Here is a 14,878-nt window from a genome sequence, read left to right on the forward strand (position 1 = left end):
AAGCGTTGGGCGAACGGTGGAGAACTGAGGGCGAGCCACTCAGCGCAGGGCCGACAGCCAGGCCTTGCGTGCGTCCAGCGCTTCCTGCGCATCCTTGATCGCCCTGGCGTCGCCTGAGGCCTTCGCCGCTTCGAGCTCGTCCTCGAGCTTCGCGATGGCATCCGTCAGCTGCGCCGCGAGTCCCTCCGAGCGCGCCTTCTTCTCCGGGTTGCTGCGCTCCCAGTGCTCGTCGTCCAGCTTGCGCACAGCCGTCTCGACCTTGCGCAGACGCTCCTCGACGGACTTCACCTGGTCGCGGGGAACCTTTCCGATCGCGTCCCATCGGGTCTGGATGGACAACAGCGCGGCCCGAGCAGCGCCGCGGTCGGTGGCCTTCAGAAGCGGCTCCGCTTCGGTGAGCAGTGCCAGCTTCTGCTCCAGGTTGTGCTGGTACTCCTCGTTCTCGACCGCGTCGGATTCCGCCTTGGCGGCGTACAGTACGTCGCCGGCCGCCTTGAACCTCGCCCACAGCGCGTCGTCGTTGCGCTTGCCTGCGCGGCCTGCACGTTTCCAGTCGTCGAGCAGCGAACGATACTGCGACACGCCGTCCGCTCCGAGCGGTGCAAGCGCCTCGGCCCGTTCGATCAGCTCGCTCTTGCGGGCTCGAACATCCTTGTGCTGCGAGTCCAGCTCGGCGAAGAAGGCCTTGCGATTGCGTTCGAGCGTCGTTCGCGCGGCCCTGAACCGCTTCCACAGTTCGTTGGCGTCGTTCTTCGGAATGCGCGGTCCATCGTGCTGGTGGTTCTGCCACGCCGAGAACAGCTCGTCGAGGCGCGCGCTCGCCTGCTTCCACTGCGTCTTCGCCGGATCTTCGGCCGCCAGCGCCTCGACCTGCTCGACGATGGCCGTGCGGTCGGCGATGGCCTGGTCGACAGCAGCCTTCGCCTCGGCGGACTGCTGCTCCGTGAGTTCCTCGACCGCGCCGCCGAGCTTGGCGAGCCGCTCATCGAGTGCCGCGAGGTCGCCCACGGCGTTCGCTGCGGCCACGGAGCCGCGCAACGTCGCGACGGCTTTCGCCACATCGGCGGCGGGAGCGCCACGACGCGCCCGCTGTTCCAGCAATCCGACCTGCCCGGCGAGGTCGGCGTACTTGCGTTCGAAGTAGGCGAGCGCCTCGTCCGCCGATGCATCCGGATACTCGCCGACGACACGCTCACCGTCCGCGGTGCGCACGTAGACCACGCCGGCCTCGTCGACACGACCCCACGGGTGCTGATCAGTAGTTGACACGAGCCTCACCTGTTCGAAGACGGCCGGGGGTGACCGTCGCTGTACGACTACAAAGCCTATTGCACCGCCCAAGGCGCACCCCTGGGTCGAAACCAGGCCGTTACTGGAGTGTGAAGGAATCGATCTTCGGGCTGACGACGGGCTTGCCATCGTCGCCGCCGCCCTGCACGCCCTTGTCGGTGACATCCGTCTTGAGCTTGTCGAGTCCGCTCGTGACCTTGCCGATCACGGAGTATCCGCCCGCGCTGTCGTTCGGGATGGTCGTGTCGCCGTAGACGATGAAGAACTGACTTCCGTTGCTATGCGCGTTTCCGCTCTGCCTGGCCATGGCGATCGTTCCCGCGGTGTACTTGCCGTCGGCCGGCGCGTTCTCGATCGGACCGAAGCTATAGCCGGGGCCGCCCGTGCCGTCGCCCTTCGGGTCGCCGCACTGCAGCACCTTGAAGGTGGCACCGGTGGTGAGGCGGTGGCAGACGGTTCCATCGAAGAAGTTCTTCTTGGTGAGCGAGATCATCGACGAGACGGCCTGCGGTGCCTTCGCTCCGTCGAGTGAGACGCCGAGGGGGATGCCGTTGATCGTCAGCGTTCCGGTCCAGGTGCGCCCGTCGGCGATGCTCTTCGATGGAACATCGCCCTCGTTCTTCCCGGTCGCGGCGGGCGCCGGCGTCGCGGTGGACGACGCGGATGCCTTCGGTGAGGCGACCGGCTTGCCAGGACCTGCGGCGAAGTAGGTGAGCTGAAGCACGACCGCCAGCGCGAGCACGACGACAACGACGCTTCCCGCGATGATGTTGTCGCGCACCCGCCGCTTCTTCGTGTGCTCGTGCACAGCCTGGCGCGCTTGATACGCACGCAGGCGTTCGCGCGCCTGGCGCGCCTCACGGTCGTTCTGCCTCTTCGCGGACACGGGCATCCTCCACTTCGACGCATCGACAGCGCCGAGTCAGGGTGTTCGGGGGCCGTGGCGGCCCGGGACCGAGGCCGGGCCGATCCCAGAAACGAACTCTATCGCGCCTGCGCCGCTCACTCTTTCGTCCAACAGTTCTTCGTCGGACGCACCTTCTATCCTTGAGCGCATGCCGAGCACACAGCAGGGGCTGCGCGCGGGCGCCACCCCGCTGGCCGTGCGGATGCGCCCTCGCCGGCTCGACGAGATCGCAGGGCAGCGCCATCTGCTCACCCCGGGCTCCCCGCTGGTCACGCTCGCGGGAGACACGACGGGGGAGCGCGGCTCCGTCTCGGTCATCCTGTGGGGACCGCCAGGCACGGGAAAGACGACACTGGCCCAGGTCATCGCGCATTCCTCCGGCCGCCGCTTCGTCGAGCTGTCGGCCGTCACCGCCGGCGTGCGCGATGTGCGCGCCGTGATGGAGGAGGCGCAGTCCAACCGCGACCTCTACGGCGTCTCGACGGTGCTGTTCCTCGACGAGATCCATCGCTTCACGAAGGCGCAGCAGGATGCCCTCCTGCCCGGCGTCGAGAACGGCTGGGTCATCCTCGTGGCGGCGACGACGGAGAATCCGTCGTTCTCGGTGATCTCTCCTCTGCTGTCCCGTTCCCTGCTGCTCACGCTGGAGCCGCTCTCCGACGACGACCTCGGAACGCTCATCGACCGTGCCCTGACCGACGAGCGCGGGTTGAAGGATGCCGTCACGGTCGACGCCGAGGCCCGCGCGGCGCTGATCCGGCTCGCCTCGGGCGACGCACGGCGTGCGCTCACCGCGCTGGAGGCGGCGGCGAACTCGGCCGTCGACAACGCGCGGGGGAGCGAGGACGCTGAGCGGGCCGAGGAGGGCGCGGACGAGGCCGCGAAGCCCGTGGTGACCGCCGAACTCGTGGCATCCGCCGTCGACAGGGCGCTGCTGCGGTACGACCGCAACGGCGACGAGCACTACGACGTGATCAGCGCGTTCATCAAATCGGTCCGCGGGTCGGACGTGGACGCCGCACTGCACTACCTCGCCCGCATGATCGAGGCGGGGGAGGACCCGCGGTTCATCGCCCGGCGCATCATCGTTCTCGCCTCCGAAGACATCGGCATGGCCGATCCCGCAGCGCTCGGCGTCGCGGTGGCCGCCGCGGACGCGGTGCAGTACATCGGCATGCCGGAGGGACGCATTCCCCTTGCACAGGCCGTTGTGCACCTCGCGACGGCGCCGAAGTCGAATGCCGCCTACATGGCGCTGGATGCCGCGATCGCCGACGTGCGTGCCGGCAAGATCGGCCGTGTTCCGAAGCCTCTGCGCGACGCGCACTACCCCGGCGCGAAACGGCTCGGCCATGGCAAGGGGTACGTGTACCCCCACGACGACGAGCTGGGCGTCGTGCGTCAGCAGTACCTGCCGGATGCCTTGAAGGACTCCATTTATTACACACCGACGGAGCACGGCAATGAGCGGGAGATCGCGGCGCGGCTCGCGAAGCTGCGACGCATCACGAAGGGGAAGTGATCCCCAGCTCGGCTCTGCTACCATTGACGGGCCGAGAAGAAGGATTCCGTGCGGCTGCGGGCATCCTTTTCGACAGGGAAGCGCTCTGTAGCCGAGCATCCCCGGCCATCCCTCCCATTGCGAAAGCGACCATGGCGGTGCCATGCCCTTGACGGCAGGACACCGCGCATGTCGATGTGACATGCGTCGCCGGATCAGCCAATGGCTGCCGCGGTACTCACACCGCAGGAGGCAGCACAAGCGAGAAGAACTACGAAAGGAAAAACGTGTCATCACGTTCCCGCAGCAAGACCCGCCTGTCGCGGTCGCTGGGCGTCGCCCTGACCCCGAAGGCCGCTCGCATCATGGAGAAGCGTCCGTACGCTCCCGGTGAGCACGGCCGCACCAAGCGCAAGGCCGACAGCGACTACGCCGTGCGCCTGCGCGAGAAGCAGCGTCTGCGCGCTCAGTACGGCATCCGCGAGAAGCAGCTCCGCATCGCGTTCAACGAGGCCCGCCGCACGCAGGGCCTGACCGGTGAGAACCTCGTCGAGCTGCTCGAGATGCGTCTCGACGCACTCGTTCTCCGCGCCGGCTTCGCCCGCACGATGTCGCAGGCTCGCCAGTTCGTGGTGCACCGCCACATCCTGGTCGACGGCCGCATCGTCGACCGCCCCTCGTTCCGCGTGAAGCCGGGCCAGCTCGTGCACGTGAAGGCGCGCTCCGAGGGCACCGAGCCGTTCCAGGTGGCCGCCGCAGGTGGCAACGCCGACGTGCTCGCCAAGACCCCCGCGTACCTCGAGGTCGAGCTCGACAAGCTCCAGGCCCGCCTGGTGCGCCGTCCGAAGCGTGCAGAGGTGCCCGTCACCTGTGACGTGCAGCTCGTGGTGGAGTATTACGCGGCGCGCTAGCCATGCCGTTACGCTGGAGGGCGGGTCGTTCACGCGACCCGCCCTTCACGTATATTCCCGTTCCGGAATGGATGGTGCACCGTGTCAGGTGGAGACATCGCGGGCCTGATCGCCGCAGGCGTCTTCGCCGTGCTGGTCGCGCTGATGGCGATCCCGCTCGTGAAGCTGGGCAAGGTGTTCGACCAGACCACCGACTCCATCAAAGAGGTCAGCGACGGCATCACGCCCATCCTCGAGGAGACGACCGAGACACTGCGCGAGACGAACAAGCAGCTGGCGCGGGTGGATGCCATCACCCGCAACGTGGAGGATGTCACCGGCAACGTTTCGGCACTGGTCGCCCTCTTCGCCGCCACCGTGGGCGGTCCGCTCATCAAGCTGGCCGGGTTCAGCGCCGCTGTGCGCGCCGCCTTCCGGTTCGGCCGGGGCGGCAAGGCCGGCAGCGAATCCCCGCACTGAGCTGCGCCGCCGCAGCCGTACGACAACTCCGACTACCATCACTACGCTCACGACCACTAGGAGATCCGCTATGAAGAGCTTCCTCTGGTTCGTCGTCGGCATCGCCGCCGGCTTCGCGATCGCACACCAGGTGAACAAGACCGATCAGGGCAAGCAGTTCTTCGAAGAACTGGACCGCAAGGCGCACGACTTCGGTGCTGCCGTCAGCGACGGGTACCGCAAGCGTGAGGCCGAGCTGCGCACCGCCATCGATCAGGCGGAAGACGTCATCTCCGACCTGTCCTGAGCACGCACCATCCCGACCGAACGAACGGAACCATGCAGACCGCCCCACTGTCGACAGCAGAGATCCGCCGGCGCTTCCTCGACTTCTTCGCCGAGCGCGGGCACACGATCGTGCCGTCCGCGTCGCTCGTCAGCGACGATCCGACGCTGCTCTTCACCATCGCCGGCATGGTGCCGTTCGTTCCCTACCTCACCGGCTTGGTGCCTGCTCCCTATCCGCGGGCGGCCGACTCGCAGAAGTGCATCCGCACGCTGGACATCGATGAGGTCGGCAAGACGCCGAGGCATGGCACGTTCTTCCAGATGCTCGGCAACTGGTCGTTCGGCGACTACTTCAAGAAGGAGGCGATCAGGTACGCCTGGGAGCTTCTGACGACGCCGGAGGCCGACGGCGGGCTCGGCTTCGACCCGAAGGACCTCTGGGTCACGGTCTTCGAAGACGACGACGAGGCGCGCGGGTACTGGAAAGAGGTCGCTGGGCTCCCGGATGACCGCATCCAGGGTCTCGGGATGGACACGAACTACTGGTCGACCGGGGTGCCGGGTCCGGCGGGACCGTGCTCCGAGATCTTCTTCGACCGCGGCCCCGAGTACGGCGTCGACGGGGGGCCCGCCACCGACGACGACCGATACGTCGAGATCTGGAATCTCGTCTTCATGCAGTACCTGCGCGGCGAGGGGAGCGGCAAGACCGACTTCGAGATCCTCGGCGAGCTGCCCAAGAAGAACATCGACACCGGCATGGGCCTTGAACGCGTCGCGTTCCTGAAGCAGGGTGTCGAGAACATCTACGAGATCGACCAGATCCGGCCGGTCCTGGACCGCGCGGCGGAGCTGTCGGGCAAGACGTACGGCGCCGACCACGAGGACGACGTGCGGATGCGCGTGGTCGCCGACCACGTTCGAAGCGCACTGATGCTGATGTCAGATGGCGTCACCCCGTCGAACGAGGGGCGCGGATACATCCTGCGCCGTCTCCTGCGCCGCACGGTTCGCGCCATGCGTCTGCTCGGCGTCGAGGGCGCCACGTTCCCGACGCTCTTCGCGGCGTCACGGGACGCGATGAAGTCCACGTACCCCGAGGTGGAGAACGACTACGACCGCATCTCGCACCTGGCGTTCTCCGAGGAGGACACCTTCCTGCGCACGCTGGCCAGCGGCACGACGATCCTCGACACCGCGGTGGAGAACACGCGCGCCTCAGGAAAGTCGCAACTCGCCGGAGACACCGCGTTCCTGCTGCACGACACCTACGGCTTCCCGATCGACCTCACCCTGGAGATGGCGGAGGAGGCCGGGCTCACGGTCGACCGCGCGGCGTTCGACTCGCTGATGTCGCAGCAGAAGGCGCGGGCCAAGGCCGACGCGAAGGCGAAGAAGCGCCAGCTGGCCGACCTGTCCGTGTACAGCGAGCTGCGCGGCAAGGGTGAGACCGTCTTCACCGGGTACAACGAGCTGCAGACCGAGTCGCGGGTGCTGGGCATCCTCGTCGACGGTGTTTCGGTGCCTCGGGCATCCGAGGGGCAGCTCGCCGAGGTGATCCTCGCGGAGACCGCGCTGTACGCGGAGTCGGGCGGTCAGGATGCCGACCAGGGTGTCATCGTCGGCCCCGGCTACGAGCTCGAGGTGCTCGACGTGCAGAAGCCCGTCAAGGGCCTGATCAGCCACACGGTGCAGGTGACACAGGGCGAGGTCGGCGTCGACGCGCCGGCGACGAGCGTGGTGGATGCCGACTACCGCAGGGGCGCGCGGCAGGCGCACTCCGGAACCCACATCATCCATGCCGCCCTGCGCCAGGTGCTCGGGCCGAACGCGCACCAGTCCGGCTCGTACAACAAGGCCGGCTATCTGCGGCTCGACTTCTCCTGGAATCAGGGACTGTCCGCGGAGACGCGTAGCGAGATCGAGGAGATCTCCAACAACGCGATCCGTGACGATCTCGAGGTGGTCACGCGGGAGCTGCCGCTGGACGAAGCACGCGCGATGGGCGCCATGGCCCTGTTCGGCGAGAAGTACGGCGACGTCGTGCGGGTCGTCGACATCGGCGGTCCGTGGTCGCGTGAGCTCTGTGCCGGAACGCACGTGTCGTCGAGCTCCGAGATCGGCATGATCAACCTGATCAGCGAGTCCTCCGTCGGCTCGACCAACCGTCGCGTCGAGTCGCTGGTGGGCATCGAGGCGTTCCGCGACCTCGCGGCCGAGCGCACGCTCGTCTCGCAGCTGAGCGGCATGCTGAAGACACCGCGCGAGCAGCTGCCGCAGCGGATCGACGACCTCGTCAGCAGTCTGAAGGCGGCGGAGAAGAAGATCGCCGCGTTCGAGGCTCGCGCCGTGCTCGACCGCGTTCCTTCGCTCGTCGAGAAGGCTGAGCGCGTGGGCGCCGTGCGCCTGGTCGCTCAGGACGTCGGGTCGCTCGCCTCCGCCGACGACCTGCGGATGCTCGCCACGACGGTGCGCGAGCGCCTCGGCTCCGACGCGGCAGTGGTCGCGCTGGCGGCGGTGGCCGGCGAACGTCCCGTCGTGATCGTCGCCACGAACCGGGCAGCGCGAGACGCCGGAGTGAAGGCCGGACCGCTCGCGAAGGGCGCGGCATCCGTGCTCGGCGGGGGCGGGGGCGGCAAGGACGACCTCGCGCAGGGCGGCGGCTCCGATGCCGGCGCGATCGAGGCCGCACTGGCATCCGTCCGTTCGGCGATCGGATAGCGGCGGCGTGCGCCAAGGGGTACGCGTCGGCGTTGACGTGGGGCGAGCGCGGATCGGCGTGAGCCGCAGCGACCCGGACGGGATGCTGGCCCTGCCTGTCGAGACGGTGCAGCGCGCGGAGGACGGAAGCGACATCGCCCGCATTCAGGCGCTTGCCACGGAATTCGGAGCCGTCGAGGCTATCGTCGGACTTCCGCTCTCGCTCTCCGGCGCCCACACGGCGTCGACGGACGACGCGGTGGCCTTCGCCTCCCGCTTGGCCGACGTGTGCGGCATTCCGGTGCGGCTCGTCGACGAACGGCTGTCGACCGTCTCCGCCCAGTCCGCGCTCAGGGCATCGGGACGCACAGCACGGAATTCCCGTTCCGTCGTCGATCAGGCGGCGGCCACGGTAATTTTGCAGCACGCGCTCGACGCCGAACGCTCCAGCGGCAGGCCCCCAGGCGAGCTCGCGGCCCCCAGCATTGGACCATCATCGTGACCCAGCCCCACTCGTCAGGAACTCCGTCGTCCGGTCCCGAGCTCGACTCCGACCGCCCTCCGCTGACCCGACGCGAAGCGCGTGAGCGCGAGGCCCGCGAACGGGAGGCTCGGGAACGGGGCGCACAAGAGGAGAACCCCGAGTCGGAGTCCGATCTCGAAGGTTCCTTCTGGAGTGCACTCGGAGACGACCGTACGGCAGGTGACCGGGAGGCGGCGTCCTCCGGAGGACGCAGGTCGCCGGAGCGGGGCGAGACGAATGCCTGGTCGAGCCTTGACTATTCGACGGATGCCCGTGCGCCGCGCCCCAGGAAGAGGCGCCGCTGGCTGGTGGTGACCATCGTCGCGGTGGTCATCCTCGGCCTGCTCGGCGGCGCGGGCGCGTACGTGTGGAGTGCGTTCCAGCCCGAGGTGCGCAAGCTGCTCGCCCTGAACGAACCGAACGACTACACCGGCTCAGGGACGTCGCCGGTGGACATCACGATCCACGACGGCGACAGCGGCTCGGACATCGCCTCGACCCTCGCCAAGGACGGGGTCGTGAAGACGTCCGACGCGTTCTACACGCTGCTGCTGCACACGAAGCCGGACCCGGTGTTCCAGCCCGGCGTGTACAAGGTGAAGAAGCAGATGAGCGCGAAGGCCGCGCTGGCCGCACTGCAGGATCCGAAGAACAAACTGCAGCGCACCCTCACGATCGTGGAGGGCGACACCGAGGCGAGCATCCTTCCTGCGCTGGCGAAGACCACCGGGCTACCGCTCGCCGACCTTCAGGCGGCCGCCAAGCCCGCCGACTTCGGGCTCCCGGCGCAGGCGCCGAACCTCGACGGATTCCTGTTCCCCGCGACCTACACGTTCGACCCGGGAGTCGATGCGAAGACCGTGATCAAGACGCTGGTCGATCGCTCGTTCCAGGCGCTGGACGCAGACGGCGTGCCCGCCGACAAGCGGTACAACACGGTCATCCTCGCCTCCATCGTGCAGAAGGAGGCGGGAAGCGTCGCCGACATGGGCAAGGTGGCGAGGGTGTTCCAGAACCGGCTCGACCAGGGCATGGATCTGCAATCCGACGCGACGGTGGCGTACGGCGCCGGCGTGAAGACCGTGTTCACCACGGATGCTCAGCGCGCGGACGCCTCGAACCCGTACAACACGTACGTGCACCAGGGTCTGCCGGTGGGACCGATCTCGAACCCGGGAGACGACGCGATCAAGGCCGCGCTGAACCCCACGCCCGGGCCGTGGCTGTACTTCGTGGCGGTGAACCTGAAGACCGGAGAGACCGTCTTCTCGGAGACCGAGCAGCAGCACGAGCAGGCCGTTCAACAGCTTCAGGACTGGTGCAACGCGAGCCCGGCGAACGATGCTTACTGCAAGTGACGGGGTGCGCGAGCTGGCCGTGCTGGGCTCGCCGATCGCGCACTCGAAGTCGCCCGACCTGCACGGCGCGGCATACCACGTGCTCGAGCTGCCCTGGAGGTACGGGCGCGCACAGGTGGCGGCCGATGAGCTCGCCGGCTTCGTGCACAGCAGGTCGGATGCCTGGCGCGGGCTCTCGCTGACCATGCCGCTCAAGCAGTCGGTGCTTCCCCTCGTGGCGACACTCGACGAGACGGCGCGGATCACCGGAGCGGCCAACACGATCCTGTTCGACCAGGAGAACGGCGAACGGGTACTGCACGGTTTCAACACGGACGTCTCCGGCATCGTGCGCGCACTGGCCGCCGCCGGAACATCGTCCGCGCGATCCGTGCTGATCTGGGGAGGCGGTGCGACGGCGGCCTCTGCCCTCGTTGCCGCCGCCGAGCTCGGCGCGTCCGACGTCGTGGTTCAGGTGCGCGAGCCGGTCCGCGCCGAGCATCTCGTCGGGCTGGGCGCATCCGTCGGGCTCCGAGCACGCGTGGCGCGCTTCGACGACCCGGTCGCGAAGAGGCCGGACCTGGTCGTCAGCACCCTTCCCGGGCATGCCGGCGCGGACGGCACAGCCAAGCGGCTGGTGCACGGGGACGCCGTGGCGCAGGCGGCACGGGAGGGCATCCTGCTGTTCGACGTCGCCTACGACCCGTGGCCGACCAGCCTCGTGTCCGAATGGAGCGCTATTGCGAGCGACGCGGATGCCGTCCCGAACGTGCTCTCGGGCCTCGCGATGCTCGTGCACCAGGCACTTCTGCAGGTGCGCATCTTCGTGGCGGGGGATCCGGAGCTCGAGCTTCCCGACGAGGCGCGCGTGCTCGCCGCGATGCTCGACGCCGTGGGGCTCGACGCGTCCGGCCGCCCACTCTGACCCGGACGCCTACGCCTCGTCCTGTGGCCAGTCGGCCTGTGCGTGCATGCCAGAATTGACGCATGCTTCGTTGGCTCACCGCAGGAGAATCGCACGGCCCTGAACTGGTGGCCATTCTGGAGGGACTGCCGGCCGGCGTGCCCGTCTCCCTGGATGCCGTTCGCGCCGATCTCGCGCGCCGCAAGCTCGGGTACGGGCGCGGTGCGCGCATGAAGTTCGAGCAGGACGAGCTCGCAATCTCCGGCGGAGTCCGGCACGGCCTCACCATGGGCAGCCCGATCGCGCTGCGCATCGGCAACACCGAGTGGCCGAAGTGGGTCGACGTGATGAACCCCGAACCGGTCGACGCCGAAAAGCTCGCGACGGGCCGCGGGGCCGCGCTCACCAGGCCGCGTCCAGGACACGCCGATCTGGTCGGCATGCAGAAGTACGGGTTCGACGAGGCCCGCCCCGTCCTGGAACGCGCGAGCGCACGCGAGACCGCCGCCCGCGTCGCGCTCGGCGCCGTGGCGAAGTCGTTCCTCGCGGAGCTCGGCATCACGACGGTGAGCCACACGCTGGCGATCGGGCCGGTGCGCGTGCCGGAGGACGCGCCGCTGCCGAAGCCGTCCGATGTCGACGCGCTCGATGCGGATCCGCTGCGCTGCTTCGACGCAGCGACGTCCGCGCTCATGGTCGCCGAGGTGGATGCCGCGCACAAGGACGGCGACACGCTCGGCGGAGTCGTCGAGGTGCTGGTGTACGGGGTTCCGGCCGGACTCGGCTCGCACGTGCACTGGGACCGCAGGATCGACGGGCGGCTGGCGCAGGCGCTGATGAGCATCCAGGCCATCAAGGGCGTCGAGGTCGGCGACGGATTCGAGACCACGCGACGCCGCGGATCGGCCGCTCACGACGAGCTCGTGACCGATGGTTCGACCATCTCCCGCACGAGTGACAAGGCCGGGGGCACCGAAGGCGGCATGACCACGGGCTCGCTGCTGCGAGTCCGGGCCGGCATGAAGCCGATCGCGACGGTTCCGCACGCCCTGCGCACGATCGACATCGCGACGGGCGACGCCGCTCCCGCGCACCACCAGCGCTCCGACGTGTGTGCGGTTCCTGCGGCCGGTGTCGTCGCCGAGGCGATGGTGGCTCTCGTGCTGGCGGACGCCGTGCTCGAGAAGTTCGGCGGCGACTCGCTGCCCGAGACGCGGCGCAACCTGCGCGCCTACCTCGACGCGATCCCTGCCGCCCTGCACACCGAGACCGTGCGCGCGTGACCGTCGTTCTCATCGGGCCGCCCGCCGCAGGCAAGAGCAGGATCGGCAAGCGGCTCGCCCGGAGACTCGGCGTGCCGTTCATCGACACGGACGCGGCGATCGTGCGCGAACACGGCCCAATCGCTCAGATCTTCGCCGATCGGGGCGAACCGGCGTTCCGCGCACTGGAGCGCGACGCCGTCGTCCATGCGCTCGCGACAGGCGGCGTCGTCTCCGTCGGCGGGGGAGCGGTACTGGATGAACGCACGCAAGACGACCTCAAGCGCACGAGCGTCGTGTTACTGACGGTCAGCCCGGAAGCGGTCGCCGCCCGCATCGACGACGGCAAGCGACCGCTCGTGCAGGGGCTCGAGTCCTGGCAAGCGCTCGTGGCGAAGCGGATGCCGCTCTACGAGTCGCTCGCCGATTACCGGGCGGACACCTCGCGGCGCCCGATCTCCACGATCGTGGAGGAGATCGCCGCGTGGTGCGAACGAGCGGAACGGAAGGACGCATGATTCAGGACAGCGCAGCCGGCGAACCGGAATCGGAGACCACGCTGCTGGAGGTGTCCGGAGCGAACGCGTACGGCATCCGGGTGGGACGAGGCATCCGCTTCGGGGCGGGCGAACTGCTCGGCCCCGACGTGCGGCGCGTGCTGATCGTGCATCAGCCCACCCTGGCGGCGGCCGCGGCCGAGCTGCGCGAGAGCCTGACCGACCGCTATGAGGTGCTGCTGGCGGAGATCCCCGACGCGGAGGCCGCCAAACGCGTCGAGGTCGCCGCGTTCTGCTGGCAGATCATGGGGCAGGCGGACTTCACCCGCAGCGACGCCGTCATCGGCTTCGGGGGAGGCGCCGCCACGGATCTCGCCGGCTTCGTCGCCGCCACCTGGCTACGCGGCGTCAAGCTCGTGCAGATCCCGACCACCGTGCTCGGCATGGTGGATGCCGCCATCGGGGGCAAGACCGGGATCAACACGGCAGAGGGCAAGAACCTCGTCGGCGCGTTCTACGCACCGGTCGGAGTGCTCTGCGACCTCGACACGCTCGAGGCGCTTCCCCGCAACGACGTGCTGGCTGGATACGCGGAGGTCGTGAAGGCCGGGTTCATCTGGGCGCCGGAGATCCTCGACAACGTCGAGCGTGACCTGGACGGCTCGACCGATCCGCACAGCCCCGTGTTCCGCCGCAACGTGGAGCTCGCCATCGACATGAAGGCGAAGGTCGTCAGCGAGGACTTCCGCGAGGCGGGACTGCGGGAGATCCTCAACTACGGACACACGCTCGGGCACGCCATCGAGCACACCGAGAGGTACCAGTGGCGGCACGGGGCAGCTGTGTCCGTCGGCATGGTCTTCGCGGCGGAGCTCGCCAGGCTCAGCGGCCGACTGCACGACGACGTCGTCGACCGTCACCGGAGCATCCTCACCTCCCTCACCCTGCCCATCACGTACCCGGCCGGCCGCTGGGAGACACTGCTGGCGACCATGCGGCGCGACAAGAAGACGCGCGGGAACACGCTGCGGTTCATCGTGCTCGACGACATCGCCCGCCCGACCATCATGCAGGCGCCCGACCCCAGCCTGCTGTTCGCCGCCTATCAGGAGATCGGCTCGTGACCGAGAACATCCCTCGACGGCTGCTGCTGGTGAACGGCCCGAACCTCAACCTGCTCGGGGTTCGACAGCCGGAGATCTACGGCAGCGAAAGCCTCGCCGACGTCGTCTCACTCGTGGAGCGCACTGCAGCCGAGCACGGATTCGAGGTGCGTGCCGTGCAGAGCAACCACGAGGGTGTGCTGATCGATGCGATACATGCCGCCCGAGAGGACTGCGCCGGCATCGTGATCAACCCGGGCGGCCTGACGCATACGTCCGTCGTGCTACGGGATGCGCTGTCCAGCGTCGCGCTGCCGGTCGCCGAGGTGCACATCTCCGACGTCAACGCACGCGAGGAGTTCCGTCGCTTCTCGTATGTGCGCGACGTCTCGGCCGTGCACGTGATCGGAGAGGGCGTGCCCGGGTACGCCATCGCCGTCTCGAAGCTCGTCGAAGTGATCGCGGGTCGAGCCGACGGCTGACATCCGTTCCAAGCGAACTCCCGCCGTCGCACCCGATAGAATCGGCTGATGGTCGGCGCCTTCTGGGCGCCTTGACCGTCCGGCTTCCTCTTTCCTACCCCTCGAAGGATCTTCACGCATGGCATCCGACACCGCCGACATCCGCAATGGCGCCGTCCTCAACATCGACGGCCAGCTCTGGACCGTGATCGAGTTCCAGCACGTCAAGCCGGGCAAGGGCGGTGCGTTCGTCCGCACCAAGCTGAAGAACGTCACCACGGGCAAGACCGTCGACCGCACCTACAACGCGGGCGCCAAGATCGAGATCACCAACGTCGACCGCCGCGACTACCAGTACCTGTACCAGGACGGCGCCGACTTCGTGTTCATGGACACCTCCGACTACGACCAGATCACGGTCTCCGGCGACACCGTGGGTGACGCCACCAACTTCATGCTGGAGAACCAGATGGTGAACATCGCCATCCACGACGGCACCCCCCTCTACATCGAACTGCCGCCGAGCGTCGTCCTCGAAATCACGTACACCGAGCCGGGCCTGCAGGGCGACCGCTCGTCTGCCGGCACCAAGCCCGCCACCCTGGAAACGGGTTACGAGATCCATGTTCCCCTCTTCATCGAAAATTACACCAAGTTCAAGGTGGACACCCTCGACGTCAGCTACCTGGGCCGGGTCAACGTGTAGTGAGCGCCCGCGGTAAAGCCCGCAACAGGGCGCTGGATGTTCTTTTCGAG

15 protein-coding genes are annotated in these 14,878 nt (G+C 68.3%); 13 read left to right on the forward strand and 2 right to left on the reverse strand.

Translation table 11 applies throughout. The annotated features are described in order from the left end of the window. Positions 1-39: 39 nt before the first annotated feature. Together ACTHM3_RS08910 and ACTHM3_RS08915 are read right to left on the reverse strand one after the other, a co-directional pair. Complete coding sequence (locus tag ACTHM3_RS08910) at positions 40-1,221, reverse strand: DUF349 domain-containing protein (RefSeq protein ID WP_440405740.1); 1,182 nt, start codon at positions 1,219-1,221, stop codon at positions 40-42. Positions 1,222-1,369: 148 nt separating this feature from the next. Continuing rightward, complete coding sequence (locus ACTHM3_RS08915) at positions 1,370-2,182, reverse strand: peptidylprolyl isomerase (RefSeq protein ID WP_440405741.1); 813 nt, start codon at positions 2,180-2,182, stop codon at positions 1,370-1,372. A 163-nt stretch (positions 2,183-2,345) separates the two neighbouring features. On the opposite strand from ACTHM3_RS08915, the gene ACTHM3_RS08920 reads away from it, so the two are divergent. The 13 genes from ACTHM3_RS08920 to efp all read left to right on the forward strand — a co-directional run bounded on the left by ACTHM3_RS08920 (position 2,346) and on the right by efp (position 14,828). Further along, positions 2,346-3,719, forward strand: coding sequence for a replication-associated recombination protein A (locus ACTHM3_RS08920; RefSeq protein WP_440293330.1), 1,374 nt, complete (start codon positions 2,346-2,348; stop codon positions 3,717-3,719). A 266-nt stretch (positions 3,720-3,985) separates the two neighbouring features. After that, positions 3,986-4,609 (forward strand): 30S ribosomal protein S4, encoded by a 624-nt coding sequence (gene rpsD / locus ACTHM3_RS08925; RefSeq protein ID WP_440298895.1) that lies wholly within the window; start codon positions 3,986-3,988, stop codon positions 4,607-4,609. Between the two features lie 81 nt (positions 4,610-4,690). Next, a complete protein-coding gene (locus ACTHM3_RS08930; RefSeq protein ID WP_440293328.1) occupies positions 4,691-5,068 on the forward strand; it encodes a DUF948 domain-containing protein in 378 nt (125 codons plus the stop codon). 70 nt (positions 5,069-5,138) lie between these two features. Beyond that, positions 5,139-5,354 carry a hypothetical protein gene (locus tag ACTHM3_RS08935; RefSeq protein ID WP_440298894.1) on the forward strand — a complete coding sequence of 72 codons (216 nt, stop codon included), beginning with the start codon at positions 5,139-5,141 and terminating at the stop codon, positions 5,352-5,354. A gap of 47 nt (positions 5,355-5,401) precedes the next feature. After that, on the forward strand, positions 5,402-8,056 hold the full coding sequence (alaS, locus tag ACTHM3_RS08940) for an alanine--tRNA ligase (protein ID WP_440293394.1): 2,655 nt from the start codon (positions 5,402-5,404) through the stop codon (positions 8,054-8,056). A gap of 7 nt (positions 8,057-8,063) precedes the next feature. Then, positions 8,064-8,537, forward strand: a complete 474-nt coding sequence (gene ruvX / locus ACTHM3_RS08945; RefSeq protein ID WP_440293326.1) for a Holliday junction resolvase RuvX — start codon at positions 8,064-8,066, stop codon at positions 8,535-8,537. Positions 8,538-8,866: 329 nt separating this feature from the next. After that, a complete protein-coding gene (gene mltG, locus ACTHM3_RS08950) occupies positions 8,867-9,916 on the forward strand; it encodes an endolytic transglycosylase MltG (RefSeq protein WP_440405742.1) in 1,050 nt (349 codons plus the stop codon). Between the two features lie 4 nt (positions 9,917-9,920). Beyond that, complete coding sequence (locus ACTHM3_RS08955) at positions 9,921-10,820, forward strand: shikimate dehydrogenase family protein (protein ID WP_440405743.1); 900 nt, start codon at positions 9,921-9,923, stop codon at positions 10,818-10,820. Between the two features lie 62 nt (positions 10,821-10,882). Continuing rightward, positions 10,883-12,082, forward strand: a complete 1,200-nt coding sequence (aroC, locus tag ACTHM3_RS08960; protein ID WP_440293323.1) for a chorismate synthase — start codon at positions 10,883-10,885, stop codon at positions 12,080-12,082. Then, on the forward strand, positions 12,079-12,579 hold the full coding sequence (locus ACTHM3_RS08965) for a shikimate kinase (protein WP_440293322.1): 501 nt from the start codon (positions 12,079-12,081) through the stop codon (positions 12,577-12,579). Before aroC ends, ACTHM3_RS08965 begins: the two co-directional genes overlap by 4 nt. Further along, entirely contained in the window at positions 12,576-13,682 is a 1,107-nt protein-coding gene (aroB, locus tag ACTHM3_RS08970) for a 3-dehydroquinate synthase (RefSeq protein ID WP_440405744.1), read from the forward strand. Before ACTHM3_RS08965 ends, aroB begins: the two co-directional genes overlap by 4 nt. Beyond that, positions 13,679-14,143 carry a type II 3-dehydroquinate dehydratase gene (locus ACTHM3_RS08975; protein ID WP_440293320.1) on the forward strand — a complete coding sequence of 155 codons (465 nt, stop codon included), beginning with the start codon at positions 13,679-13,681 and terminating at the stop codon, positions 14,141-14,143. The genes aroB and ACTHM3_RS08975 overlap by 4 nt, the downstream gene beginning before the upstream one ends. Positions 14,144-14,261: 118 nt before the next feature. Next, entirely contained in the window at positions 14,262-14,828 is a 567-nt protein-coding gene (efp, locus tag ACTHM3_RS08980) for an elongation factor P (protein ID WP_440405745.1), read from the forward strand. Positions 14,829-14,878: the final 50 nt, after the last annotated feature.

It is taken from the genome of Pseudolysinimonas sp., assembly GCF_051954455.1.
GTDB lineage: Bacteria > Actinomycetota > Actinomycetes > Actinomycetales > Microbacteriaceae > Pseudolysinimonas.

Coding starts and splice junctions, on each gene's coding strand:
- aroB (WP_440405744.1), top strand. CDS start 12,576: ATGATTCAGGACAGCGCAGCCGGCGAACCGGAATCGGAGACCACGCTG.
- efp (WP_440405745.1), top strand. CDS start 14,262: ATGGCATCCGACACCGCCGACATCCGCAATGGCGCCGTCCTCAACATC.
- aroC (WP_440293323.1), top strand. CDS start 10,883: ATGCTTCGTTGGCTCACCGCAGGAGAATCGCACGGCCCTGAACTGGTG.
- ACTHM3_RS08920 (WP_440293330.1), top strand. CDS start 2,346: ATGCCGAGCACACAGCAGGGGCTGCGCGCGGGCGCCACCCCGCTGGCC.
- ACTHM3_RS08915 (WP_440405741.1), bottom strand. CDS start 2,182: ATGCCCGTGTCCGCGAAGAGGCAGAACGACCGTGAGGCGCGCCAGGCG.
- ACTHM3_RS08935 (WP_440298894.1), top strand. CDS start 5,139: ATGAAGAGCTTCCTCTGGTTCGTCGTCGGCATCGCCGCCGGCTTCGCG.